Source organism: Peribacillus deserti, assembly GCF_002863585.1.
In the GTDB taxonomy this organism is placed as follows: domain Bacteria; phylum Bacillota; class Bacilli; order Bacillales; family DSM-1321; genus Paraperibacillus; species Paraperibacillus deserti_A.
This window is the reverse complement of the sequence record NZ_PGUY01000053.1, coordinates 15,581-37,925: the sequence shown is the minus strand read 5'-3', so window position 1 is coordinate 37,925 and position 22,345 is coordinate 15,581. Positions and strand designations below refer to the sequence as shown.

Genomic DNA, 22,345 nt, shown 5'->3' with positions numbered 1-22,345 from the left:
AAAAGCACCGTCCTCCGCTTTTCGATCAGGTGAGACCCCACAGGCGAAGCCGAGGAGGCTCAGGCGCCCGCCCCGCGAAAAGCGAGCATCCTGTAGTGGAAATCGCCCCCTGGTTCAATACCGTCAAAGTTTGCGAAAACAGCCTTATAAAGAGAACTATGGAAAAAACTCAGGAAAGTAACGCATCCTGAGTTTTTTTAATGGAGATTGCGCTGTCTGGAGTCCAGGTTGTTGCTCCAGCCTCCTTAAACAGATTGATCCTGATACTCATTAAGCTGCTTGAGCATCCCATGGAACTCATCCGGTGTACAAAATTGCTCCTCGCTAAAATTCTGTCTGATCCAGTCAATCAGCTCGACAGCTGTATTAAAAAACTCACCGCTCGTATCACTTTTCCGCACCATGTATCTGCCATTGTCTTCGTCCAGGGTTACTTCAATGGGGATGGCGCAATCAAAAGCACATAATGAAAATTCCATTTGTTTTCCTCCGTTTATTCAATGTTTTGTTTTAGGAATTCTACTCTCTCACTGAAATTATCAGTGCATCAAGAGACCGAGTTCTTTCACCTGTTTTATAATATTTCTAAAAACATCTCTTATATACAATAAATAATGAGTTAATTAAATTTTTTGAAAATTTGGTTGATTTATTTTTTTTGCATGGTATAATTTACGGATTAATATGACTATATTAGTTTAACGCATAGAAATGAATTTTTAGAAAAGAGGAGAACAAATGAACCAAACAGCTGAAAAGAATAAGTTGCTGCAAGTGGAGGACATTCTTATAGCTCACCAGAATCTTAAAGATATTGTGGCCCATACACCGCTGCAAAAGAATGACCGGCTCTCCGAAAAATACGGCTGCAATATTTTCTTGAAGCGTGAGGATCTGCAGTATGTGCGTTCATTTAAGCTCCGGGGTGCCTTTTATCATATGAAAACATTGGGAACAGATGAGATTGAAAACGGGGTGGTATGTGCCAGTGCAGGTAATCATGCGCAAGGAGTGGCCTATGCATGCCGCCATTTAGGAATTCACGGAAAAATCTTTATGCCGGCAACCACACCGCGGCAAAAAGTCAACCAGGTTATTATGTTCGGCAAGGATCATATTGAAGTGGTTCTGACGGGTGATACGTTTGATGACTCATTTGAAAAAGCGGCCCAATGTGCGAAAGAGGAAAACAGAGCATTTATCCATCCATTTGATGATGAAAAAGTAATGGCAGGGCAGGGTACAGTTGCCGTAGAAATCCTCAATGACTGCGAAGATGAGCTTCATTATGTATTCGCGGGAATCGGCGGCGGCGGTCTCATTGCAGGGGTTAGTACATATATAAAAAGCATAACACCCTTAACAAAATGTATTGGAGTGGAGCCAGAAGGGGCTGCTTCCATGAATGCGGCTTTTGAAGAGGGGAAAGCAACCGTCCTTCAGGATATTGATAAATTTGTCGACGGAGCAGCGGTAAAGTGTGTCGGTACAAAAACCTATGAAATTGCAAGACGTAACGTGGATGATATCGTTATAGTACCAGAAGGGAAAATCTGTTCCACCATTCTGGAGCTTTATAATGAACATGCCATCGTGGCGGAGCCGGCGGGTGCATTGTCGATTGCGGCGCTGGATTTATATAGAGAAGAAATTAAGGGCAAAAATATCGTTTGTGTCATCAGCGGAGGCAACAACGATATTGGCCGGATGCAGGAAATTAAAGAGAGGTCTTTGCAGTATGAAGGACTACTATACTATTTCATCGTCAATTTCCCTCAGCGTGCAGGAGCATTGCGTGAATTCCTCGATGAAGTATTGGGTCCGACAGATGATATTACAAGGTTTGAATATACCAAGAAAAATAATAAAGACAGCGGCCCGGCCCTTGTCGGAATAGAACTTAAAAAGAAAGAAGATTATGAGGGACTGATTGATCGAATGAGCTGTAAAGGTTTTCCGTATACCGAAGTGAATAAGGATAGCAATCTATTTAACTTACTGATTTAGATTGATAATTTTCACTGGTTTCGTTACAATGAAAAAGCAGGATTATTTCTGTATTTTGCGAATGCTTAAAATAAAAGTAACCTGTGTTAGTTATCATCTAAAGGGGTGTTTCCATGTTTTCAAACATTGGTGTACCAGGACTAATTCTAATTCTTGTACTGGCTTTAATCATTTTCGGCCCTAAGAAACTGCCTGAAATAGGACGTGCGTTTGGAGATACCTTAAGAGAATTCAAAAAGTCCACACGTGAACTTACAAGTGATGTAATGGATGATATAAAAGAGGATGCCAAACCTCGTAAGTAAAACAGCGTGCAGCCGGCTGGCAGATACCAGGCTGATTATTCGGAGAATGTAATAGGGTTTGGTCCCTGTTTTAAAGTATAGGAAACCAGCGGCTGGGTGCGAGATAGCGATCTTGCACCTTTTTGCAGTGTATTTTACCGGTTTAGTTTTTTGAAATCAGAAAGGCGTGACCTCGTTATGCAAGATAAAGAACAGCACCTGGTTGAACATTTAGGAGAGCTCAGAAAACGGATTATTATTGTAGCAGCTTCGTTTATATTGTTCTTTATACTGGGGTTTGTCTATGTAAAAGATATCTATAAATGGTTTGTTCGGGACTTGGATGTGAAGCTCACTGTACTTGGACCGAGTGATATTATCTGGGTATATATGTCCCTTGCGGGTGTCATTGCTGTTGCTGCGACGATTCCGATATTTGCCCTGCAGTTATGGCTTTTTGTCAGGCCTGCATTAACAGTAAAGGAAAGAAGGGTAACATTAAATTACATACCTGCTTTATTCATTCTTTTTATCCTTGGATTATCGTTTGGCTATTTTATCATCTTCCCGATTGTATTCAAGTTCTTACTCGAGCTAAGCGGTGATATGGTTGTTACCATCTTTACCGCAAGCAATTACTTTACATTTATTCTTCACATGACTATTCCTTTTGGGATCCTGTTTGAACTGCCAGTTGTTGTCATGTTCTTAACATCCCTGGGTATCATCAATCCTTTTGTACTTTCTAAGATCAGGAAATACGCATACTTTGTATTGATCATAGTAGCGATAACCATTACGCCGCCGGAAGTTACTTCCGACATACTTGTATCCATTCCCTTATTGCTGCTATATGAGCTAAGTATTTCACTATCTAAAATTGTCTATAAGAGAAGATTAAAAAAGCAGGCTGAAAATGAAGTACTATCTGCCGACGAAGGCCCTATATTATAATGTTCCATTACCGCACCTCAGGTACCTGAGGTGTTTTTTTGTGGTTCTTTTTACCTATTTATAAAAATAATCTTTCTTTTAAGCAGAATATGACATGATTAGACTTTTTCATTCGTGTATAATATACTCAAACGGTTGAAAAAGAGGATTGATATTTTGCTATTCAAAAGCCTGGAGTTCAAAAATGATATTGGACAGAAGGTAAAGATTATTGATATTCCTGTATTGGAGGAAGATAACACCTTTCATTTTATGATTTCAGCACGTTTAGAAGTATTTATCAAAACCGTTTATTATGAGAGTAAATGGACCCGAATGTATTCTTTTAGAGAATATCTGAAAAAAGAATTAAAATGGCCGGTCTACCAAAAATTATTTCAGAAAAATGAATTAAAAAATAATGCTTAAGAGGATCCGAAAGTTGGATGCTCTTTTTCTTTCGCTCTTTTCTAAAAGTTTGTAGTTTTTTAAATACGTACGTTCAGTGAACCACCCAATTGTTAGAAAGGTGATTTAAATGTAAAGTGCGAGACTCCTTGACACAACTGCAAGCTGAGACCAGAACTACATGCCATGCAGGCTGAAAGTAGTTTAATTCACATCCTGAAGAAGGTATAATAAAAGATAGTGCTTTTAATCAGGGATGTGAACAGATGCAGAAAATTAAAATAGTCACCGATTCCACGGCTGATTTAACAGAAGAATCAATCAGGAAGTATGGAATAGAGGTTGTCCCCCTTACCATCTCCATTGATGGGGAAACATTTATTGACAGAGTCGATATCACTCCATCAGAATTCATAGAAAAAATGGAAGCTTCACGTGAGCTGCCTAAGAGTTCACAGCCGCCTCCAGGTTCTTTCCTAGAGGTCTATAACCGGCTTGGAAGCGACGGCAGCCAGATTATCTCCATACATATGGCAGGCGGCTTAAGCGGTACAGTCAGATCAGCAGAAAGTGCTGCCGGTATGACAGAGGTTAAAGTTACGGTCCTGGACTCTAATTTCACCTCTAAGGGTCTTGGCTTTCAAGTCATCGAAGCCTCTAGAATGGCTGAAAAAGGGCACTCTCTAGAAGAAATACTCCACCGGCTGGAGAAAATCAAAGAAAATACAAGGCTTTTTATAATGGTTGACACCATGGAGAACCTCGTGAAAGGCGGACGGGTGGGCAAGGTAAACGCGTTCCTCGGTTCGTTATTAAATATTAAGCCGATAGCGGTACTGAAGAGCGGAGTTCTAGAACCGCTCACAAAAGCCAGAAGTCATAATCAGGTGATAAAGTACATGACTAAACTGTTTGTTGAGGACTTCAACACCTATAAAATTGCAGGGGTCGGCATCGCACATGCTGAAGGCATTGAGATAGCAGAAAAAGTTAAAGAATCGATTATGAAGAATACTGGATTCCACGATATAGAAATTGATTTTACGACACCTATTATAAGTACACATACCGGAAAAGGTGCTTTCGCATTAATCTACTATTACGAATAATAAAAAAAGGCTTTCAGGCATAAGGATATGCCGAAAGCCTTTTTTCGTTGGCAATGCACTTCATTAGTAGATTCGACACTATGACGTTGATCTACGCTGCAGGCGCGAGACTTGGCGGGAGAACGGATTATGGGAGATTTGGCAGAGTAGACTGAATATACTCCTCGACCGAACGCGGAATGCGTTAACCCCTTCGTAAAATCAAACGTTTCAAAGCTTTATTATTTAGCGCGGCAAAGGAGTGGGGGTGGGTTTTTTGAACCCTGCTTTGTACCGGTCTTCAATGATCTTACGGACCTCAATTAGTGACTTGCCTTCCTCCCTTTTCATAATGGCAGTGGATGCAGTGTCCAGACAAATCCCGCACTTTGCTGCATGATTATCCCACACAACAGAGCCGTCCGTAAGATCCTTAAAAATGAAGCACTGATACGTATCCATATGGCCGGCGGATTCTCCACAACCGCAATAGCAGGGGATGTACGAAAGAAGTTTTTTATTTTTTGCAGCATTCAAGTAGATTTTTTTAACATGTTCAGGTTGATCATCCATGAAGTGCGGTAATATGTCAGCCGAAGGAGTTTTTTCTCTAATTACATTTCTTGTATGGAAATGGCATTCTTTCTGCCCCCCATTTAAGCTGGCTGCGTGAGTTGAAGAATTATTGAAAGGAACTACCATCGTAAGGCTTAGGACTGCAATAATAAAAATTTTTTTCATTGTATGCTCCAATCTGGACTGTTTTCTTATTAGCTTTTAAAAGGCTGTTTCATTTTATGTATGCTGCCTTCTCTATAATAAAAATGAAGAATCCGTGACAATGGTTTTAACTAAAACTTTCTTCTGCTAGAATAAAACAGGAGATGCAGTAGACTTTTAAAGGGTGGACCAAATGATAAAAAAAACGTATAAGGCATTCATAATCTTAATATTAAGTCTTTTGGTGCTCGCGTCTTGCGGGCCAGAGGAAGTTCCAAATGCCAGAAACTGGCCGGTCGGCAACTTCAAGGCTGCAGATCAGGAGAACAAGCCATTCACAAAAAAAGATCTTAGAGGCAAAGTCTGGGTAGCCAACTTTATTTTCACTAATTGCACAACGGTATGTCCTCCAATGACAGCCAATATGGCAAAATTACAGCAGGAACTTAAAAAGGAAAAGCTAACAGATGTACAGCTTGTCTCATTTAGTATTGATCCAGAAATTGATTCTCCGTCAGTAATGAAAAGCTATGCTAAAAAATTTAATGCCGACCATTCAAAATGGCACTTTTTAACCGGTTATTCTCAAAGCTTTATTGAAAAGTTTTCGGCAGACAGTTTTCATTTGCTTGTGAAAAAGCCCCAGAATGAAGATCAGGTTATTCATGGAACAGAGTTTGCGCTAGTTGATGAAGAAGGCAAAGTAATTCAAATGTATAAGGGAAACACAGACTTTCCTCTAGAAGAACTCATTAAGCATATCAAAATACTTCGAAAAAATTGAACAGGCAGCTTACGCCTGTTTTTTTTGTCTAATTTTCGTAAGATCTCTTAAATTCCATTTTTGGCTCTTAAATTTTGATTTCCGCTCTTTAATTCTGATTTTCACTCTTAAATTCTGATTTTCATGACGTTCATTCAGGATATTTGCAGGGGTTTTGTGAAAAAAGGAATTGTGCACACACATTTTTATCTGGGGTTATGATCTCATCTTGCTGGTCGGACTGCGTTTTTTGCTGATTTTGATTCCCATTTCCAGTGTTCATGGAATATGATTATTGAATATAGGCCCTTCAGGTGTCTGCTTTTCATACAAGACTCAGGGTTAAGTAAGAGAGTCTATCATCCTGCATATTAGAATTACTCTTTTGAAAAGCACCGTTCTTCGCTTTTCTTGTTGTCCAGCTGCAAACTGACACCCTCGAGGCATAAGCCAATCAGTCCATGGAAAGAAAAACCCCTTTCCACGGCCAGCTCGTCTTATGCTTGGCTAACGCATAAGTGCGACTAGGCTTCTGCCTTCGCTGGCGCTCGCCAATCAGCAAGTCTTCTTTATCGGGTCTCTGCCTTCCTTTTGGTGAAAGCAATCAAAATAATATGACTGACACATTGATCAATCTAGCTTGGGAGTTCTGGAAGGCACCGCTTTCCGCTTTTCTTGTTGTCCAGCTGCAAACTGACACCTTCGGTCATAAGCCAATCGCCATCAAAAGGCAAGAGCGGCCTTTCGCTGCCGCTTTTCTTATGCCCTTCAGGTGTCTGCTTTTCAATGAAGATTGATCGGTTACAGAAGTTTTGAATATCATCCTGCTTTTCAATGTATAAGCGTATGAAAAGCACCGCTTTCCGCTTTTCCTCATGAATTTTTTTTTTCGTGTTATAATAAACATAATTTAAAGGCAGGTGAGGCTATGGTTAGGAAATTCACCTTTCTCTTTTTCTGCTTGATCCTTCTTAGTTCCTGCAATTTGAAGGAAGGGGGCTTTTTTGAGTTAAAAAAGCAGCCAAAGGAGTCGAATGATTCGCATCAAGTGATAAAAGAAGATCAGCCGGTTGGACTTTTGAATGAAGAAATAAGAATTACATCAGCAGGTGATTCGTTGACCCAGGGGGTGGGGGACAGTACCAAGTCGGGAGGGTATCTGCCTTATCTGCAAAAGGCTATTGAAGAAGATGGCATGCTCCGTCCTCGGATATATAATTTTGGCGTTAAGGGCCACCGGACAGACCAGCTGCTTAACAAGTTAGGTAAAAAGGACCTGATTAAACATATAGAAAAATCAGATGCTGTCGTTGTCACCATTGGCGGAAATGATGTAATGAAAGTATTCCGGGAAAATATTACGAACTTAAAGCTTCAGGATTTTAATAGGGAAAAAGAAGCTTATCGTGCGCGCCTCTTTCAACTATTATCAAAAATCCGATCCATTAATAATGAAGCTGACATATATCTGGTCGGGCTGTATAATCCTTTTTATAAGTGGACTTCTAATGTAAAAGAACTTAAATTAATCTTGGATGAATGGAATCAAGCAACCGAAGATTCTGCCAACCATTTTAGTAAGTGCTACTTTGTTAAAATTGAAGATATTTTTGTCTCCTCAAAAGAAAATCTTCTGTACCAGGACGATTATTTCCATCCAAACGACCGGGGTTATGAGCATATGGGCAGTAGAATATATCAAGCTTTGAATCAACACACCTTAAAGAGAATTATATTGAATTGACTTTCAAAGGGATAGGAGAGGCCATGCAGAAAAAAGATAAGTGGAAGATCTTATTTTTTGTTCTCCTGGGTTTTGTCATACTGACACTGGCAGCGCTGTTGATACTCGTAAATCTGCCGGCCAAAAATAGTAAAGAGATCAAAGAACTCAGCAGTGACGAAATTGCAGGATTTAACATTCAAACCAATAAAGAAGATTTAAATGTTTTGATCAACCGTTATTTAAATGAAGAGGGTTTTAAAGGTTCTATTAATTATGATGTTCTCCTGAAAGAGCAAGTAGAGCTTTATGGTACGCTCCCCGCTTTTGGGAATGATGTAGAACTTAAATTAACCTTCCAGCCCAAGGCATTAAAAAACGGCGATTTATTGCTTGAGCAAAAATCCATATCAGTAGGACAGATGAAGCTTCCGGTTTCATATGTATTGAATATAGTGAACAACAGGTTCAAGACTCCGGATTGGGTGGTTATCCAGCCAAACGATAAGTTAATTTATGTTTCCCTTCAAAATATGGAGCTCAAAAGCGGTCTGCAGGTTAAAGCTAAAAAATTCGATCTCAAACGTGATGACATTTCATTTAGGTTAATCGTTCCTCCAGAAAAATAAAAACCAAAAATCCAAATACAGGATTTTTGGTTTTTTTCATTTGGAAATGTTAAGTTCCTTTTAGTTGGCAGTATGTGATCTTCGTTACCAGTCAGGGACATGCAGCAGCATGGATCAAGACCTTCATAGGCTTACATGCGGGAGGTGAGTATCGTCCGCCCGCAATAAGCGACTATCTCTCGGTGCTATCAACAGACAAGTTCCATGCTTTTTTTCATGGACTAACAATTATAGCTTCCAATTCCGGCCTGCCCTTTGAGGACCCTAAAACAAGTATCGTATATGCTGTATTGGGGTTCAGCCGGACATTGGGAAGAGAAAGAACCACTGTGCTGGATCCCGCAAGCCTTACCTCCAAATCCATAGTCATAGGTGTGAGCCCGACATAATCAGTAACGTTCCTAAACTCTGCCTTGGAAAAAATAACATCTCCGTTTTTCACAGCAAGATCTACAGAAGGAGCATCTGGAGAGAAATGGGCAAATCGAACTTTTGTTTCGCTTGATGGCACAAACAAATGGTCTTCAATAGGCATTAATCTTAGATTTTTTGCCGGGCCTATTGCTGCCAGTGTGTAAAATTTCCCTGCTGCAACATTCACTTTCCTGCTGATAACAGTCGAAACCATTGTCCCTGCAGGATATATGTCAATTTGGTATCTGCCAGGCGGCAGAGATAAGTAATCACTTACATGCTTATATGTCACGTCCCTCATGGTCCGCATACCGTTCACATAGATATCTACATTGGGGCTGTCGGGTGAAGCGTGAATGATCCTGACTCTTGATGGTGCCGGGCCGGTTCTTACCCCCTGGACGGCCTTTTGCAGATTTCTTAAATGTTTACTGTAATATTGAATATGCAAATCAGGATTCGTATATTTATAATAGCTGGCTAGGAGATCATACTTAGCCGCTTTTTGAAAATAGTGTTCCGCATCTCTCTTAAGCAAAATAATCGCTCCTCTCTCTATGATGGAAGCAGGCAAGGTACCTTTCATCTACATACCATATGCAAATTTTTTTGGGCAGGTGCTTGAAAAACAGTTTCTTTTTACATGAATTGGTATATAATAAAGATGTAATATTCAAAAAACAATATTCGGAAGGCGGGATGTATTATGAAAATGTATCTGTTAACAGTACCTAAACAAAACAATTATTTTCATATGTGCAGCCCGTTGGAAAAGCTGAGAGCGGTGCCATTCAATTAATTATGTGAACAAAAGCGTGATAATCCATCGTCACATGCATTCATTAATAGGTTGAAAAGGCAACTCTAGACAGGAATAGGCATGCAGGACGTGAGGGGAGATTCCTTGTCTTGCACTGACTGACTTAGTTCTAGGAGATGTTTCGAAGCCAGACACTACTGAAATCCAGGATTAAATCTTTTTCCTGATTGAATAGTCAAACCATGGGCTGCATATAGTCCATGGTTTTTATTATGTAATCAGGAGGAAACACATTTGAATTCAATTTTAATTAGTATCCATGAGGAAGCTTTAACAGCATATGAACGAAATTATAAAAACGAATTTACAATAGGAAGAGTAATTACAGAGTATAAACATATTTATCGGGTTTTGACTGAAAACGGAGAACTGTTATGTGAACTGTCTGGCAGGTTCAGATTTAATTCTTATTCCCACGAGGATTATCCCGCTGTCGGCGATTGGGTGGTATTAACCCCAAGAAATGCTGAGGGCAAAGGAACATTGCATGCCGTACTGCCAAGAAAAAGCAAGTTTTCACGCCTAAAAGCAGGGTCTGAACCCGGCCAGCAGATCATTGCTGTAAATGTGGATTATATATTTATCGTCTTATCTCTAAATCTCGACTTTAATTTAAGAAGACTGGAAAGATACCTGATCTCTGTATGGGAAAGTGGTGCGTCTCCTATTATCATTCTGAATAAAGCCGACTTATGCGATAGCCTGGACCAAAAACTTGGGCAGCTGGAAGCTGTAACGTTCGGGGTTCCGAGTATCGTAATGAGTGCTTTACAGAAGGAAGGGCATCAGAAAATCTTTGATTACCTGGTTGAGGGGAAAACAGGTGTGTTTACAGGTTCCTCAGGAGTAGGGAAATCTACGTTGATAAACGCTCTTCTCGGTCAAGAAATACAAAAAACTGGAAGCATCCGATTTGATGACGATAAGGGAAAGCATGCGACCACACACAGAGAGCTATTTGCATTGCCGAATGGTGCTTTTATCATAGATATTCCTGGCATGAGAGAGTTCGGACTCTGGGATGCTGAAGAAGGGCTTACCGAAAGCTTTAAGGATATTGAGGAGATGGCTGGCAGCTGCTATTATAACGATTGCCAGCACAAAGAAGAGCCTGGCTGTGCCGTTCTGTCTGCGATTGATACCGGCGTTTTGGAGGAAGGCAGACTGAAAAATTTTCAAAAGCTGCAGCGGGAAAAAGAATATCTTGAACGAAAAACGAATAAAAGCCGTCAAATTGCAGAGAAAAATAAATACAAAAAACTGAATAAAGAGTTAAAAAATAACCCCTATAAGAAGCGATAGCACACAGGAGTGAAGAAATTCACTCTTTTTTGCCTTTCGGGAGGTTTTCCTGAGCATATAGGTTTACTCTAAAAATAATAGGCTATAAAATTTTAGATAAGGGAAGATTGTAAGTAAGGGATCGAATGAAAGGGCAGGTGATCGCTGTGGAAAAAGCCACTTTTGCAGGAGGCTGTTTTTGGTGTATGGTTAAGCCATTTGATGAACAGCCGGGGATCGAATCAGTTACATCGGGATATACAGGCGGACATAAGGAAAATCCATCATATAAAGAAGTTTGTTCTGAAACGACTGGACACTATGAAGCCGTACAGATCGTTTTTGATCCAGAGATATTCCCCTATGAAAAACTGCTGGAAATTTATTGGATGCAGATCGATCCGACTGATCCAGGAGGACAGTTTCATGACCGGGGCCAGTCTTACCAGACAGCCATCTTCTACCATAACGACAAGCAAAAAGAGCTGGCTGAGAAATCTAAAGAAAAACTGGCTGCAAGCGGCAGGTTTAACAAGCCGATTGCAACAAAAATCCTAGAAGCAAAAGTATTTTATCCTGCAGAAGAATATCATCAGGATTATTACAAAAAAGAACCTTTGCATTATAATGGATACAGACTCGGTTCAGGCCGGGCAGCATTTATCGAGCATCATTGGGGGGAACATAATGAACCAGAATAAAGAGGATTTAAAGAAAAGGCTGACACCCATCCAATATGAGGTGACTCAAAACAACGGAACTGAGCCTCCATTTCAAAATGAATACTGGAACCATAGAGAACAGGGGTTATATGTTGATATTGTTTCAGGGAAACCTTTGTTTTCTTCACTGGACAAGTTTGACTCATCATGCGGCTGGCCAAGCTTTACAAAGCCTGTTGAGGAGGAAGAGGTAAAAGAACATGCCGATTACAGCTACGGAATGACCCGGGTGGAAGTTCGAAGCAAAACGGCTGACTCTCATCTAGGACATGTGTTCAATGACGGACCCGGACCATCGGGCCTTCGCTATTGTATCAACTCTGCAGCGATCAGATTTATTCCCGTCAGCGAGCTCGAAAAGGAAGGGTACGGAGAATACCTGAATTTGTTTGAAAAGAAGTAAGTGGTCCTAAAAGGTAACTATTAATTCAGTCAGCGGAAGGTGATAGCATGTTTAAGAAATTATTTGGCAAAAAAGAAACGAATCAAATAAAGGAAGAAGTAGTCACGGCACCGGCAACTGGCAAAGTAGTCCCTCTAAGTCAGGTTCCAGATCCGGTTTTTGCTGAGAAAATGATGGGCGACGGGCTGGCTATTGATCCGTCTGAAGGAGTTATTGCTGCTCCTGTGGATGCGGAAGTGATCCAGGTATTTCCGACTAAGCATGCAGTAGGCTTAAAAACAGCAACAGGCGCGGAATTATTGATTCATATCGGTTTAGAAACAGTTTCCATGAACGGTGAAGGATTCGAAACACATGTTTCTGCCGGTGATAAGGTGAAAAAAGGGCAGAAGCTTGTTTCTTTTGATTTACCTTTAATCCGCGAAAAAGCAAAAAGCACGATTACTCCAATTATTGTTACAAATGGAGACTTATTTGAAGGGCTTGCTCAAACTACAGAAACGCAGGCTGTTTTAGGAGAAACAAACTTATTTACTTTAAAAGTTAAATAATGCAAATGAAAAACCAGCCCCGTTGGCTGGTTTTTTACTTTTTTGTGGTCATACCTCCAGAAAGAACAAACTTCATCGCATCTTCTGGTTTTATATCAACGACTTCTACGTCTTCCCTAGGCACTAAGAATGTAAATCCTGCTACCTGGAAGGTTTGGGGGATATATACTGCAACATGCCCATTAAGTGGTTGATAAAAAGTATCCAGATTTTCTGAAGTGATAAAACCGATACTTTTCATTTGAGTCCCTGGGAGATTGACCATAACAACCTTTGAAAAAGACTTTTTTTCTCCGAGGAAAGAATGGACTGTATCTTTGACTACCGAATAGATGGTTTTGACGATTGGGATTTTTTCTAGCAGCCGGTCGATTAGCTTAATGATTTTTCCGGTCACAAACTGAGTAGAAAGCCAGCCCAGTAAGGTAATTAAGATTAACGTAAGCATTAGGCCGATTCCAGGAATATAATCTTCCTTAAAAATAGGCCTTAAAAGATTTCCCAAAATACTGTCTAGAAAGGTAAACGACTTATAGATCACAAATCCTGCTACGAGAATGGGTACAATCGTTAATACCCCGTTAATAAAATTCTTAATGATGGTTTTCATGATTTACTCCTGTATCAATTTACAAAGTTTCCTGTTAAAAGAGAGGATACTCGGAAATATGCTGAATCGGTTTGATTTGAGGCTGCTTTTTCACCCGTAACCTCAAAGCGTATAGTGTGCGAACCTTCTGCCAAGCCATTTTTGATATACTGGATTCGTTCCCGATAAAATGGCCACCAGGTATTCATTTTTGCCGTAAACTTTCCGTCAATATACACATCCACAAAACCGCCGTCCGGTCCTCTAAGCAGTTTTACGCCAATTAAGTTTCCATTAAATTGATATTCAACAGAACTTCCTGCTTTATTACTCGTTTGAAATCCGTTCTTGTAGTAAAATCCTTTCTCTGATGTAATGTTTCGGTTCTGATGCAGCAATAAATCCTCAGATTCAGGGTTGATGGGTGTTTCCAGCTGTGCAATCGTTTTGCCGCTCTTTCGATTCTTCTCAATTAATTGATATAGGGTATCTGCATACAGCGAATAGCCTGCACCGTTTGGATGAATTTGATCTCTCGTCAGCTCCTTAATGGTTTTTCCGCTGTTCTCAAATACCGGCCTCATATCTGCATTTGATGCTTTATAGTGTGAGGATATTGTTTTAATTTTTTCAGCGAAATTATTAAACGTAAGAGAGCTTTCGGTAATTGTGATAATTTCAGCAGCCGGATATTTAGCTTTACTCTGCCGGATCAAAGACTCATATAAGATGCCGAAATCCCTCTCAGTCATATACTTTCGATCATTCTCCCCGAAGACAATAAAAATTAGCTGTACCTGGTCCAGAGTCTTTTCGTTTTGCAATTTGTAGAGGCCCTCTAAAGCAGTAGCCCCGCTTTGGACCAAATAGGTTCCCTTCATATGAACACCATGATGCTGTTTCATTTTCGTTTCAAGAAGGCTGAACCAGCGTTTATCCGGTGTTTCTGCCCCGGACCCTCGCCCGATACTGTCTCCAATGACAAGGTATGTAATGCGATCTTCTTTATTAATTTTTTGATATACAGATTCATTTTTTTCTGAACCATAGGAAGTAGTTAGAAAAAATAAACTGGTTGAAACGGCAAGCAGAGTCAACGTGACAATCAGGAATGTTGAAAAATTCTTTGTGTTCAAAATATATCCTCCATTAATTAACAAATCCACAAGACCAGAGGAGCAGATTTAAATTCTATAATAAACCTTTTAAAATAAAGTTAAAAGACAAATTTTAAACATTTATTAATGGAAGTGTAACAAATGACATATTCTGAAAAATATATAAACTGGGCGAATGCACATACACAGCCACCCGCTCTGACATATTGTAAGGATGTAAACAGAAAAAGACGAATAGGAGTGAATTACATGTATTATGGATGCGGATATGGTGGATACGGTTACGGCGGAGGCGGTTTCGCTGGCGGCTTTGCATTAATCGTTGTATTATTTATCCTATTAATTATCATTGGTGCTTCTTTCTCCGGAGGCTACTAAGCCGATAATCGGCCGTTGCCTTGAAGGAATGCAGCAATTCTAATTAAAGTGAGAAAGCATGCAGGCTGCCGTTATTATAACGGCAGCTTTTACATATATAACGGCAAGCAAATAGTAAGCTATTTACTTTTTGCTCTTCAACCTAAACTCCCTAGGGAGCAGATGGGAAATAATCGGGAAATCGGGGACCCCATTTCCCGATTATTTCCCAATAAACAATTCGCAGGTTTTTGGGTATGTGCATATGCTACATCATGATAATGGCACATTCATGTGACACAACCTGGGGGGCCTTAGTATGAAGTCAAACTTATTTAAGCCTAAACGCCATTGGAAATCGATTGAATTGTGGAAAGATGTGACTGAGGAGCAGTGGGATAATTGGCTGTGGCAGTTAACTCATACTGTTAGGAATCTAGAAGATCTGCAGAAAGTAATAAACTTAACGGATGATGAGATTGAAGGAGTTAAGATTTCGACCAAGACGATACCGCTTAATATAACTCCTTATTATGCTTCGTTAATGGATCCCGATGATCCGAGATGTCCGATTCGGATGCAGTCAGTTCCTGTGGGCAAGGAGATTCATAAGACGAAGTATGATATGGAAGATCCTTTGCATGAAGATGAAGATTCTCCAGTCCCTGGCTTGACTCATCGTTATCCGGATAGAGTCTTGTTCCTGGTGACCAATCAATGCTCCATGTATTGCCGCTATTGCACGAGGAGAAGGTTTTCCGGACAGGTCGGCATGGGAGTTCCTAAGAAGCAGCTGGATGCAGCCATCCAATATATAAAGGAGACTCCTGAAGTCCGGGACGTGCTGATTTCAGGCGGAGACGGGCTCTTGATCAATGATACAATCCTTGAGTATATTTTAAAAAATCTCCGTGACATACCACATGTGGAGATTATCCGGATCGGCACAAGGGCACCGGTCGTTTTTCCACAGAGAATTACAGAAAACCTTTGCAGCATTTTAAAAAAATATCATCCAGTATGGCTTAATACCCATTTCAATACATCTATTGAAATTACCGAAGAATCCAAAAAAGCATGTGAAATGCTGGTGAACGCAGGAGTGCCGGTGGGCAATCAATCTGTGATACTCGCTGGAATAAACGACAGCGTCCATATAATGAAGCAGCTGATGCACGACCTGGTAAAGATCAGGGTGCGTCCTTATTATATTTACCAGTGTGATTTATCTGAGGGCATCAGCCATTTCCGGGCCCCTGTTTCAAAAGGTCTGGAAATTATCGAGGGCTTGAGGGGACATACCTCTGGATACGCTGTACCTACATTCGTAGTCGATGCACCCGGAGGGGGAGGAAAGATTTCGCTTCAGCCGAATTACCTCATTTCACAAAGTCCATCCAAGACGATATTAAGGAATTTTGAAGGAGTTATTACGTCTTATCCGGAACCCGAGTCGTATGTTCCTGGAAAAGCCGATTTCTTTTTTGAAAAAGTCTATGGGAACACAGAGAATCGTGACTCCACTGCAGGGATTGCGGGCATTAATAAAGATCTCCATTTTAATTTGGTGCCAAAGGGGCTTGAACGTGATAACAGAAGAAAAACATATGAGTCTAATCCTGAACACACGTCCCTGAAAGACAGACGGGAAAAAAGAGATGAACTTAAAGAAAAGAAGTTTCTTTCCCAGCAAAAGAATCTCCAGGAGACCAGTAATGATCCAGGGGAGAAGGAATGAACGCTGAGTGTGTGTGGTGTAATGAAGGCGGGGTTATTGTCATAAATGATGATGTATATTGGGAACTTCCGGATAGTTCGCGTGCCATTGAAATAACCGAAACTCCATCGTTGTTTTGCGGAGGATGCAGCGCTGTTTATTTAGAGGCGAAACTGGCTGCAGAAATAGAGAATCAATTATTTTTAATAGATCGAAAGCAGTTAGGATCCAGCATTTCCTTCAGCCAGCTTATGGCCCTGCCCAAATTGCTGAAGAAAAATTATTTTTCATTCTGATTGAATAAGAATGGCCTTTTGGTCAATAAATAAAAAGATTAAGCTCCTGCCATAAACTGGCGGGTGTTTTTTATTTTTCAAAGTGAAATAGTTCATAAAGATAGACTGTAATAACTCGTTAGTTATATGATGAAATCAGTTAATCATGCAAGGGGATCTGTAAATGAAATCTTTTTATCATTTCTTAATGAGATATAGACAGCCGAAGGATTTGGATGAAATAACCCAGTTCGCCAATTCTGCATATAAAGATCATGGTTTTCCAAAGCAGTCCAGCGATTATCATGAAATAAGCAATTATCTTGAGCTGAATGTTCATTATCTTGAAAGTATGGCTGTATTCGACCGTGCCTGGGATCTTTATGTGGAAGAAGAACGGCATTAAATGATTGGCAGCGGCAGTAGCTATATAGTAAAAGGGGGTGGAAAGAAGGGGTTATCCTTCCTTTCACCCTTTTTTGTCCAAGCCATAAGAGGGATTGCTGTCTATTTCTATGACGCACAGCTTAATAGCTGCATATAATATCCTAACTAATCAACCAAGAACTGTCTTGAGAGGATGGCTCTAATGGCTCACGAAAAAAAACCAAAATTCAAAATTGGAGATACTGTTGTCATTAATATATATGGAACTGTCGGAAAAATAACTGATTTTAAGCTTATGGATGGCGCTTATGTCTACGAAGTTAATCACAGTGAAGGACTTTATTTGGAATCCTCTCTTGAACATATATCAGACTACCAAGGAGAGATTGTGACCGAGTCCGAACAAATAGATATCGTTTATAAATATTTTTTCGGTGACTTAGTGCAGGTGGATGGCTATGGCACAGATTTGTTTAAAATTGTTGGGTTTAGGACAGAAATATGGAGATATAAAGAAAACGCCTGGGAAGACGTCATTTACGAGTTATCCAAGATCACGGATGGTGAATGGCTGGAAGCCCACGAAGATGAATTATCTCTGGTAGCAGATTATGAAACGGCAGATACGTATATTCAAAAACTTGGATTTTTATATCCTATTTCCAAAAAGACAAATAAAGTAGAATTAAATAAACCTCCTGCTGTTACAAAGAAAAGCGAGAAAGAATGGCTCGATTGGAAAAAAGAAAAAGCTTTGTTAATAGATGGACTCCTTGACTTATATAATGACTATCACTCCTTGTACCTTTCCTTCAAGGATGAAGAGTATAAAAAGGTTATGCAGCTGGTCTTAAAGAAAATCCAGTCGGTTGCAGATGAGATGTATAAAAAAACATAGAACTGCTGGGTTTGTGTAATAGAAGCTTGTATAAATTACTGGTATAAAAAACCTATACCGTCATACATCTTAAACAAGGGGGCGATTCAGATGCGTGAAATTGAAGTCTTTATTGATACGGAAGAAATCGCAGAGTTCTTTTTTCATGAGCTGGTGAAAAGAGGATTTGTACCTTCCCAGGAAGAACTAGAAGAAATCGCGGATATTACATTTGAATACCTGATTGAAAAATCCATTATTGATGAAGAAGTAGAAGAATAGCCCCGTACTATGCCAGAAAGAGAGCGGGAAACAAAAACGGCGGATTTCCGTCGTTTCTTTAATGTATAGGAAAAAATTAAATGAAAAATGAAACCAATGTAAAAGAAAGACGTAAATAAACAAAGGAGTGATAGATATGTTTAAGAAAATCCTAAAAAACCTGCTGGGCGGCGGCAAATCTCACGGCCATTTTTCATCCAGTGATAAGTGGAAACATAAACATTCCTATAAAAAAGAAATGAGTTATGGTGCTAAGCATTATAAAAAAAAGAAGCACTCCAGCCTCTTTTCCAGCTCACGCGGTTTCTTCAGCAGCTGAAAGGATAAATAAGCAAAGATGAAAATGATACAGCGGTTAAAAACTTTCGTTCCAGAAAGAATAGTGGAAAAACAGTTCATCCAGGAATTAGAGCGCATCCATAACTGGCATGTGGTCTCCGAAGCGGGTTCCGGGAGCTATGGGAAGGCGTATATCATTCTACAAAAAGAAAAGGGAAGTTCATTTGTCCTAAAGCGCTTGAGAAAAAGAAAATGGAGATCTAAGGATGCTCTTCAGGCATTTCAACTGGAGCAAAAAATCCTTCAAACACTCGACCATGCGGCTTTTCCAAGATTTTATTCGAGCGGTGAAATGTTAGGCATCCCTTATTTTATTATGGAACGAAAGTATGGCCATACACTTGAGGAAGTGCTGTTTGACAAAAATGAGGTGTATTCCGAAGAGCAAACCTTCCACCTTGCAGGCAAGCTGTTAGGCATCATTGTACATATGCACCAAAATGGAATTGTCCATAGAGACATCCGGATTCCTAACGTGCTCTTGCATCAAAATTCCATCAGCGTGATTGATTTCGGGCTTGGCAGTTTCATAGAGACAGAAGAATACGATTTAAATCTTCATCCCAAACAGAGTAAAACCTATATAAGTGATTTATATGGACTTGGACATTTTCTGTTATTCCTGTTGTATTCGAGCTACGAAGCTGATAATTCCTCTGGCTCCGGCTGGGAAGAGGAACTGACGATCAGCAAACAAGCTAAAGAAATCATAAAAAAATTATTATCAGTAAAAGAACCATATACATCAAGCGAAGAAGCGTTGGAACATGTAAAGAAACATATAAGAAATTATAGGGGGAATAAAAATGACGTTATTCAATAAAATGCTGGCGAGTATTGGAATCGGGACAGCTAATGTGGATACAAAGCTCGACAGTGACCGCTACCAGCCAGGTCAGACCGTACGGGGCCAGGTGGAAATTAAGGGGGGATCAGTTGAACAAAAAATAGAAGAAATCTATCTTACTTTACATACCACTTTCATTAAAGAACATGATGACAAAAAATACACGCATACAGCAGCACTGGAGAAATTACGCTTGAATGATCCATTTACAGTAGCTCCTGGTGAAGTACGCAGCATCCCTTTTTCACTGTTGCTTCCTAATGATACCCCCCTAACGTATGGGCGGACCAAGGTATGGATTTCTACAGGCCTGGAAATTAAGAATGCAGTAGATCCATCAGACGAGGATTATATTCAAATCCTCCCCGGAGCGCTGGTCCATTCGGCACTCCTCGCACTTACAGATCTAGGGTTTAAGCTAAGGCAGGCAGAATGCGAAGCAGTTTCCTATAAGCTGAATCACCATCTTCCATTTATTCAGGAATTTGAATTCATCCCGGTCAACGGACCTTACCGCGGAAAACTAGATGAACTTGAATTAAGTTTTCTGTCAGTATCAGAAGAGCGTGCAGAAATCCTTCTCGAAGTAGACCGGAAAGCCAAGGGGCTCGCAGGACTTTTTGCTGAAGCAATGGAAATGGATGAAACCATGGTACGCGCTTCGATTACCAAACAAGATATTCCGCAGATGAAGGATAAACTTCATCAAATCATCGGCAGATATATCTAATTAAGGAAAGACCTTTCTCGACAAAAAGGAAGGTCTTTTTTTCTGCCTCCTGTTATAAATGGCCAATAGCAATGTCTGACAAAACTAGTGCTTTTTTGATGAAGGATTCCACGTACCCTTTATGTAATAGTATAAACAGAATGAATAAAGGGGCTGAAAAATATGAAATGGCTGCAGCTGGTCACTCATAACAGAAAAAGGTACGACATAACGTTATTTCAGACACCGTTATTTGGACAGAACAAAGGCTATCGGCAGGTTTATAGATTAACACTAGGAGGTCGTTCGCACCAAGACGTAATCCAAAGAGTATTTTCTACTTTCAATGTACTGGACCGTTTACCAAAGGACTTTAAGGCAAGATATATATTCACGGGGGACATCCTATTAATCGATGAAGGAACGAGAGGGGAGTACTACTATCAGCTCCAGTCTGGAGGTTGGGTAAAAATAAATAGAGTGCAGGTTTGCTGATATTCCCGCCTTGGAGGCGGTATTTTTTTGGTATTATGCGGGTTTTCACTTCAGTCTATGTGGTATAGGTGCTACAATAGCCCATGTGCGAAAATTCCTGTGAACAGGTATTAATAAGCTGGGTTACGGCGCATAAATAGATAACTTCATCGAGATATTCTTGTTTTGGTGTGTGGAACGGCGCAATTAATTAATAGACATGTACCATTCAAATAAAATAACAAAAACAGGTATATTTTTCCTCCTGAGTTTTAAAAATAAGATGTAATCGTTTTAAAAAACCATGAAAATTATGGTATACTAAATCAGTCGTCAGACCTTTTAAATTAGGAGGAATCTCATAATGAGTATACATATTGAGGCCAAAGAAAATGAAATTGCGGAAACGGTCCTTCTTCCGGGTGACCCGCTTCGTGCTAAGTATATTGCCGAAACGTTTTTAGAAGATGCAAAGCTCTATAATAAGGTTAGAAATATGTTTGGCTATACTGGAACATATAAAGGAAAGCGTGTGTCTGTACAAGGGACAGGCATGGGGGTTCCATCCATCTCCATTTATATTAATGAGCTTATGCAAAGCTATAATGTTCAAAATCTAATACGTGTAGGAACCTGCGGTGCTATCCAAAAGGACGTAAAAGTACGTGACGTTATTCTGGCAATGACTGCTTCAACCGACTCCACGATTAACAGAACGATTTTTAACGGTACGATTGATTATGCTCCTACTGCAGATTTTGAGTTATTAAAAAATGCATATGATCTGGGAACAGAAAAAGGACTGGCCATTAAAGCGGGTAATGTCTTCACAGCAGATCTTTTTTACTCCGAAAATCCGCAGTTTGAGAAATTTGCCAAATTTAATATCTTAGCTATCGAGATGGAAACGGCCGCACTCTATACACTGGCTGCAAAATTTGGCCGGAAGGCGCTTTCAGTATTAACTGTAAGCGATCATATTATTACTGGTGAAGAAACGACAGCTGAAGAAAGACAGACTACTTTCAACGATATGATAGAAATTGCATTAGAAGCAGCAATCAAATAATTGTCCGCTCCCATGTATCCCTGTTCAATCTGCAGCAGGGATACCTTTTTTTGTTTGGCTCTTTTCTAAGAGATTGTTGTTTTTTAATAACTTCTGTGAACCAAACCCATTGTTAACCAGGTTAATTGGAACGTAAGGTGCGAGACTCCTTGATCCAGCTACAAGCTGAGACCCTCGAGTCATAAGCCAATCCGTCTATGGGGAGAAAAGCACTCCCCACAGCCGGCTCGTCTTATGCTTGTCGGGTCTCTGCCTGCCAATTTGTTTAGAATTTTATATAAATTGGTATTATCACTGAGCGTTTAATATTTATATGTTGGGCAGGCACCGCTTTCCGCTTTTCTGTGCGGGAGCAGCGGGTATGTCCAGCTCCGGACTGACACCGCGGGTCTAGCCAATCGCCATTAAAAGGCAAAATCGGCCTTTTACTGCCGCTAGTCTTATGCCAGGCTAACGCACGAAGCACAGGTTGTGCGAGCCAGGCGGGACACAGGACGTGGCGTTACGAGCGTGGTAAGGGCGACTAAGCTTCTGTCTTCGCTGTCGCTTGCCAATCAGC

28 protein-coding genes and 1 pseudogene are annotated in these 22,345 nt (G+C 40.2%); 23 read left to right on the top strand and 6 right to left on the bottom strand.

Features of this window, described 5'->3' with window-relative positions:
• Window positions 1–245: 245 nt before the first annotated feature.
• Window positions 246–479: a hypothetical protein gene (locus CUU66_RS17175; protein WP_101644390.1), complete on the bottom strand. Its 234-nt coding sequence runs from the start codon at window positions 477–479 to the stop codon at window positions 246–248.
• 259 nt (window positions 480–738) lie between these two features.
• Here CUU66_RS17175 and ilvA point away from each other — a divergent pair, with 259 nt between their 5' ends.
• From ilvA to CUU66_RS17150, 5 genes are all read left to right on the top strand, one after another.
• The gene (ilvA, locus tag CUU66_RS17170) at window positions 739–2,007 is read left to right on the top strand and encodes a threonine ammonia-lyase IlvA (RefSeq protein WP_101644388.1); all 1,269 of its coding nucleotides are present in this window, start codon (window positions 739–741) and stop codon (window positions 2,005–2,007) included.
• A 113-nt stretch (window positions 2,008–2,120) separates the two neighbouring features.
• Entirely contained in the window at window positions 2,121–2,312 is a 192-nt protein-coding gene (locus CUU66_RS17165; RefSeq protein ID WP_101644386.1) for a twin-arginine translocase TatA/TatE family subunit, read from the top strand.
• Between the two features lie 177 nt (window positions 2,313–2,489).
• On the top strand, window positions 2,490–3,245 hold the full coding sequence (gene tatC, locus CUU66_RS17160) for a twin-arginine translocase subunit TatC (protein ID WP_101644384.1): 756 nt from the start codon (window positions 2,490–2,492) through the stop codon (window positions 3,243–3,245).
• A 156-nt stretch (window positions 3,246–3,401) separates the two neighbouring features.
• Entirely contained in the window at window positions 3,402–3,653 is a 252-nt protein-coding gene (locus CUU66_RS17155; protein ID WP_101644382.1) for a DUF2535 family protein, read from the top strand.
• A gap of 245 nt (window positions 3,654–3,898) precedes the next feature.
• Window positions 3,899–4,741: a DegV family protein gene (locus CUU66_RS17150; RefSeq protein WP_101644380.1), complete on the top strand. Its 843-nt coding sequence runs from the start codon at window positions 3,899–3,901 to the stop codon at window positions 4,739–4,741.
• A gap of 225 nt (window positions 4,742–4,966) precedes the next feature.
• Here CUU66_RS17150 and CUU66_RS17145 read toward each other — a convergent pair whose 3' ends face one another.
• Window positions 4,967–5,461 (bottom strand): PCYCGC motif-containing (lipo)protein, encoded by a 495-nt coding sequence (locus tag CUU66_RS17145; RefSeq protein ID WP_101644378.1) that lies wholly within the window; start codon window positions 5,459–5,461, stop codon window positions 4,967–4,969.
• Between the two features lie 172 nt (window positions 5,462–5,633).
• Between CUU66_RS17145 and CUU66_RS17140 the strand changes: the two genes are divergently transcribed.
• Window positions 5,634–6,224: an SCO family protein gene (locus CUU66_RS17140; protein ID WP_101644375.1), complete on the top strand. Its 591-nt coding sequence runs from the start codon at window positions 5,634–5,636 to the stop codon at window positions 6,222–6,224.
• A 614-nt stretch (window positions 6,225–6,838) separates the two neighbouring features.
• Here the strand turns inward: CUU66_RS17140 and CUU66_RS17135 are convergent.
• Window positions 6,839–7,060: a hypothetical protein gene (locus CUU66_RS17135; protein WP_101644373.1), complete on the bottom strand. Its 222-nt coding sequence runs from the start codon at window positions 7,058–7,060 to the stop codon at window positions 6,839–6,841.
• 71 nt (window positions 7,061–7,131) lie between these two features.
• Here CUU66_RS17135 and CUU66_RS17130 point away from each other — a divergent pair, with 71 nt between their 5' ends.
• Together CUU66_RS17130 and CUU66_RS17125 are read left to right on the top strand one after the other, a co-directional pair.
• On the top strand, window positions 7,132–7,947 hold the full coding sequence (locus CUU66_RS17130) for an SGNH/GDSL hydrolase family protein (protein ID WP_101644371.1): 816 nt from the start codon (window positions 7,132–7,134) through the stop codon (window positions 7,945–7,947).
• A 23-nt stretch (window positions 7,948–7,970) separates the two neighbouring features.
• The gene (locus CUU66_RS17125; RefSeq protein WP_101644402.1) at window positions 7,971–8,555 is read left to right on the top strand and encodes a YpmS family protein; all 585 of its coding nucleotides are present in this window, start codon (window positions 7,971–7,973) and stop codon (window positions 8,553–8,555) included.
• Between the two features lie 214 nt (window positions 8,556–8,769).
• Here the strand turns inward: CUU66_RS17125 and CUU66_RS17120 are convergent, their stop codons facing one another.
• Complete coding sequence (locus tag CUU66_RS17120; RefSeq protein ID WP_308302513.1) at window positions 8,770–9,507, bottom strand: DUF4397 domain-containing protein; 738 nt, start codon at window positions 9,505–9,507, stop codon at window positions 8,770–8,772.
• Window positions 9,508–10,023: 516 nt separating this feature from the next.
• Here CUU66_RS17120 and rsgA point away from each other — a divergent pair.
• From rsgA to CUU66_RS17100, 4 genes are all read left to right on the top strand, one after another.
• Window positions 10,024–11,091 carry a ribosome small subunit-dependent GTPase A gene (gene rsgA, locus CUU66_RS17115; RefSeq protein ID WP_257968045.1) on the top strand — a complete coding sequence of 356 codons (1,068 nt, stop codon included), beginning with the start codon at window positions 10,024–10,026 and terminating at the stop codon, window positions 11,089–11,091.
• Window positions 11,092–11,231: 140 nt separating this feature from the next.
• A complete protein-coding gene (gene msrA / locus CUU66_RS17110; protein WP_101644397.1) occupies window positions 11,232–11,771 on the top strand; it encodes a peptide-methionine (S)-S-oxide reductase MsrA in 540 nt (179 codons plus the stop codon).
• Window positions 11,758–12,195 (top strand): peptide-methionine (R)-S-oxide reductase MsrB, encoded by a 438-nt coding sequence (gene msrB / locus CUU66_RS17105; protein WP_101644369.1) that lies wholly within the window; start codon window positions 11,758–11,760, stop codon window positions 12,193–12,195. The genes msrA and msrB overlap by 14 nt, the downstream gene beginning before the upstream one ends.
• A 47-nt stretch (window positions 12,196–12,242) precedes the next feature.
• Window positions 12,243–12,746, top strand: a complete 504-nt coding sequence (locus CUU66_RS17100; protein WP_101644367.1) for a PTS sugar transporter subunit IIA — start codon at window positions 12,243–12,245, stop codon at window positions 12,744–12,746.
• 34 nt (window positions 12,747–12,780) lie between these two features.
• Here CUU66_RS17100 and CUU66_RS17095 read toward each other — a convergent pair whose 3' ends face one another.
• Both CUU66_RS17095 and CUU66_RS17090 read right to left on the bottom strand, forming a co-directional pair.
• A complete protein-coding gene (locus tag CUU66_RS17095; RefSeq protein WP_101644365.1) occupies window positions 12,781–13,356 on the bottom strand; it encodes a DUF502 domain-containing protein in 576 nt (191 codons plus the stop codon).
• A 14-nt stretch (window positions 13,357–13,370) separates the two neighbouring features.
• Window positions 13,371–14,471 (bottom strand): SGNH/GDSL hydrolase family protein, encoded by a 1,101-nt coding sequence (locus CUU66_RS17090; RefSeq protein WP_180955336.1) that lies wholly within the window; start codon window positions 14,469–14,471, stop codon window positions 13,371–13,373.
• Between the two features lie 270 nt (window positions 14,472–14,741).
• Here CUU66_RS17090 and CUU66_RS17085 point away from each other — a divergent pair.
• From CUU66_RS17085 to deoD, 11 genes and pseudogenes are all read left to right on the top strand, one after another.
• Window positions 14,742–14,831 (top strand): annotated as a pseudogene (locus CUU66_RS17085) (YjcZ family sporulation protein); the annotation flags it as partial.
• A 298-nt stretch (window positions 14,832–15,129) separates the two neighbouring features.
• On the top strand, window positions 15,130–16,548 hold the full coding sequence (ablA, locus tag CUU66_RS17080) for a lysine 2,3-aminomutase (RefSeq protein WP_101644361.1): 1,419 nt from the start codon (window positions 15,130–15,132) through the stop codon (window positions 16,546–16,548).
• Complete coding sequence (locus CUU66_RS17075; RefSeq protein ID WP_101644359.1) at window positions 16,545–16,823, top strand: YokU family protein; 279 nt, start codon at window positions 16,545–16,547, stop codon at window positions 16,821–16,823. Before ablA ends, CUU66_RS17075 begins: the two co-directional genes overlap by 4 nt.
• Window positions 16,824–16,986: 163 nt before the next feature.
• Entirely contained in the window at window positions 16,987–17,208 is a 222-nt protein-coding gene (locus tag CUU66_RS17070) for a YozE family protein (RefSeq protein WP_101644356.1), read from the top strand.
• Window positions 17,209–17,391: 183 nt separating this feature from the next.
• Window positions 17,392–18,087: a hypothetical protein gene (locus tag CUU66_RS17065; protein ID WP_101644354.1), complete on the top strand. Its 696-nt coding sequence runs from the start codon at window positions 17,392–17,394 to the stop codon at window positions 18,085–18,087.
• Window positions 18,088–18,177: 90 nt separating this feature from the next.
• Complete coding sequence (locus tag CUU66_RS17060; RefSeq protein WP_101644352.1) at window positions 18,178–18,348, top strand: YozD family protein; 171 nt, start codon at window positions 18,178–18,180, stop codon at window positions 18,346–18,348.
• 136 nt (window positions 18,349–18,484) lie between these two features.
• Window positions 18,485–18,667, top strand: coding sequence for a hypothetical protein (locus CUU66_RS17055; RefSeq protein ID WP_101644350.1), 183 nt, complete (start codon window positions 18,485–18,487; stop codon window positions 18,665–18,667).
• An 18-nt stretch (window positions 18,668–18,685) separates the two neighbouring features.
• Window positions 18,686–19,510 (top strand): serine/threonine protein kinase, encoded by an 825-nt coding sequence (locus tag CUU66_RS17050; protein WP_101644348.1) that lies wholly within the window; start codon window positions 18,686–18,688, stop codon window positions 19,508–19,510.
• The gene (locus CUU66_RS17045) at window positions 19,494–20,264 is read left to right on the top strand and encodes a sporulation protein (protein WP_101644346.1); all 771 of its coding nucleotides are present in this window, start codon (window positions 19,494–19,496) and stop codon (window positions 20,262–20,264) included. Before CUU66_RS17050 ends, CUU66_RS17045 begins: the two co-directional genes overlap by 17 nt.
• Window positions 20,265–20,426: 162 nt before the next feature.
• The gene (locus tag CUU66_RS17040; RefSeq protein ID WP_101644344.1) at window positions 20,427–20,738 is read left to right on the top strand and encodes a hypothetical protein; all 312 of its coding nucleotides are present in this window, start codon (window positions 20,427–20,429) and stop codon (window positions 20,736–20,738) included.
• Window positions 20,739–21,081: 343 nt separating this feature from the next.
• Window positions 21,082–21,786, top strand: coding sequence for a purine-nucleoside phosphorylase (deoD, locus tag CUU66_RS17035; RefSeq protein ID WP_101644341.1), 705 nt, complete (start codon window positions 21,082–21,084; stop codon window positions 21,784–21,786).
• Window positions 21,787–22,345: the final 559 nt, after the last annotated feature.

What these genes read in the sequence shown, in the direction of transcription:
- CUU66_RS17175 (WP_101644390.1), bottom strand. Translation starts at nt 479, where the DNA reads ATGGAATTTTCATTATGTGCTTTTGATTGCGCCATCCCCATTGAAGTA.
- ilvA (WP_101644388.1), top strand. Translation starts at nt 739, where the DNA reads ATGAACCAAACAGCTGAAAAGAATAAGTTGCTGCAAGTGGAGGACATT.
- CUU66_RS17165 (WP_101644386.1), top strand. Translation starts at nt 2,121, where the DNA reads ATGTTTTCAAACATTGGTGTACCAGGACTAATTCTAATTCTTGTACTG.
- tatC (WP_101644384.1), top strand. Translation starts at nt 2,490, where the DNA reads ATGCAAGATAAAGAACAGCACCTGGTTGAACATTTAGGAGAGCTCAGA.
- CUU66_RS17150 (WP_101644380.1), top strand. Translation starts at nt 3,899, where the DNA reads ATGCAGAAAATTAAAATAGTCACCGATTCCACGGCTGATTTAACAGAA.
- CUU66_RS17145 (WP_101644378.1), bottom strand. Translation starts at nt 5,461, where the DNA reads ATGAAAAAAATTTTTATTATTGCAGTCCTAAGCCTTACGATGGTAGTT.
- CUU66_RS17140 (WP_101644375.1), top strand. Translation starts at nt 5,634, where the DNA reads ATGATAAAAAAAACGTATAAGGCATTCATAATCTTAATATTAAGTCTT.
- CUU66_RS17130 (WP_101644371.1), top strand. Translation starts at nt 7,132, where the DNA reads ATGGTTAGGAAATTCACCTTTCTCTTTTTCTGCTTGATCCTTCTTAGT.
- CUU66_RS17125 (WP_101644402.1), top strand. Translation starts at nt 7,971, where the DNA reads ATGCAGAAAAAAGATAAGTGGAAGATCTTATTTTTTGTTCTCCTGGGT.
- msrB (WP_101644369.1), top strand. Translation starts at nt 11,758, where the DNA reads ATGAACCAGAATAAAGAGGATTTAAAGAAAAGGCTGACACCCATCCAA.
- CUU66_RS17100 (WP_101644367.1), top strand. Translation starts at nt 12,243, where the DNA reads ATGTTTAAGAAATTATTTGGCAAAAAAGAAACGAATCAAATAAAGGAA.
- CUU66_RS17095 (WP_101644365.1), bottom strand. Translation starts at nt 13,356, where the DNA reads ATGAAAACCATCATTAAGAATTTTATTAACGGGGTATTAACGATTGTA.
- ablA (WP_101644361.1), top strand. Translation starts at nt 15,130, where the DNA reads ATGAAGTCAAACTTATTTAAGCCTAAACGCCATTGGAAATCGATTGAA.
- CUU66_RS17075 (WP_101644359.1), top strand. Translation starts at nt 16,545, where the DNA reads ATGAACGCTGAGTGTGTGTGGTGTAATGAAGGCGGGGTTATTGTCATA.
- CUU66_RS17070 (WP_101644356.1), top strand. Translation starts at nt 16,987, where the DNA reads ATGAAATCTTTTTATCATTTCTTAATGAGATATAGACAGCCGAAGGAT.
- CUU66_RS17065 (WP_101644354.1), top strand. Translation starts at nt 17,392, where the DNA reads ATGGCTCACGAAAAAAAACCAAAATTCAAAATTGGAGATACTGTTGTC.
- CUU66_RS17060 (WP_101644352.1), top strand. Translation starts at nt 18,178, where the DNA reads ATGCGTGAAATTGAAGTCTTTATTGATACGGAAGAAATCGCAGAGTTC.
- CUU66_RS17055 (WP_101644350.1), top strand. Translation starts at nt 18,485, where the DNA reads ATGTTTAAGAAAATCCTAAAAAACCTGCTGGGCGGCGGCAAATCTCAC.
- CUU66_RS17050 (WP_101644348.1), top strand. Translation starts at nt 18,686, where the DNA reads ATGAAAATGATACAGCGGTTAAAAACTTTCGTTCCAGAAAGAATAGTG.
- CUU66_RS17045 (WP_101644346.1), top strand. Translation starts at nt 19,494, where the DNA reads ATGACGTTATTCAATAAAATGCTGGCGAGTATTGGAATCGGGACAGCT.
- CUU66_RS17040 (WP_101644344.1), top strand. Translation starts at nt 20,427, where the DNA reads ATGAAATGGCTGCAGCTGGTCACTCATAACAGAAAAAGGTACGACATA.
- deoD (WP_101644341.1), top strand. Translation starts at nt 21,082, where the DNA reads ATGAGTATACATATTGAGGCCAAAGAAAATGAAATTGCGGAAACGGTC.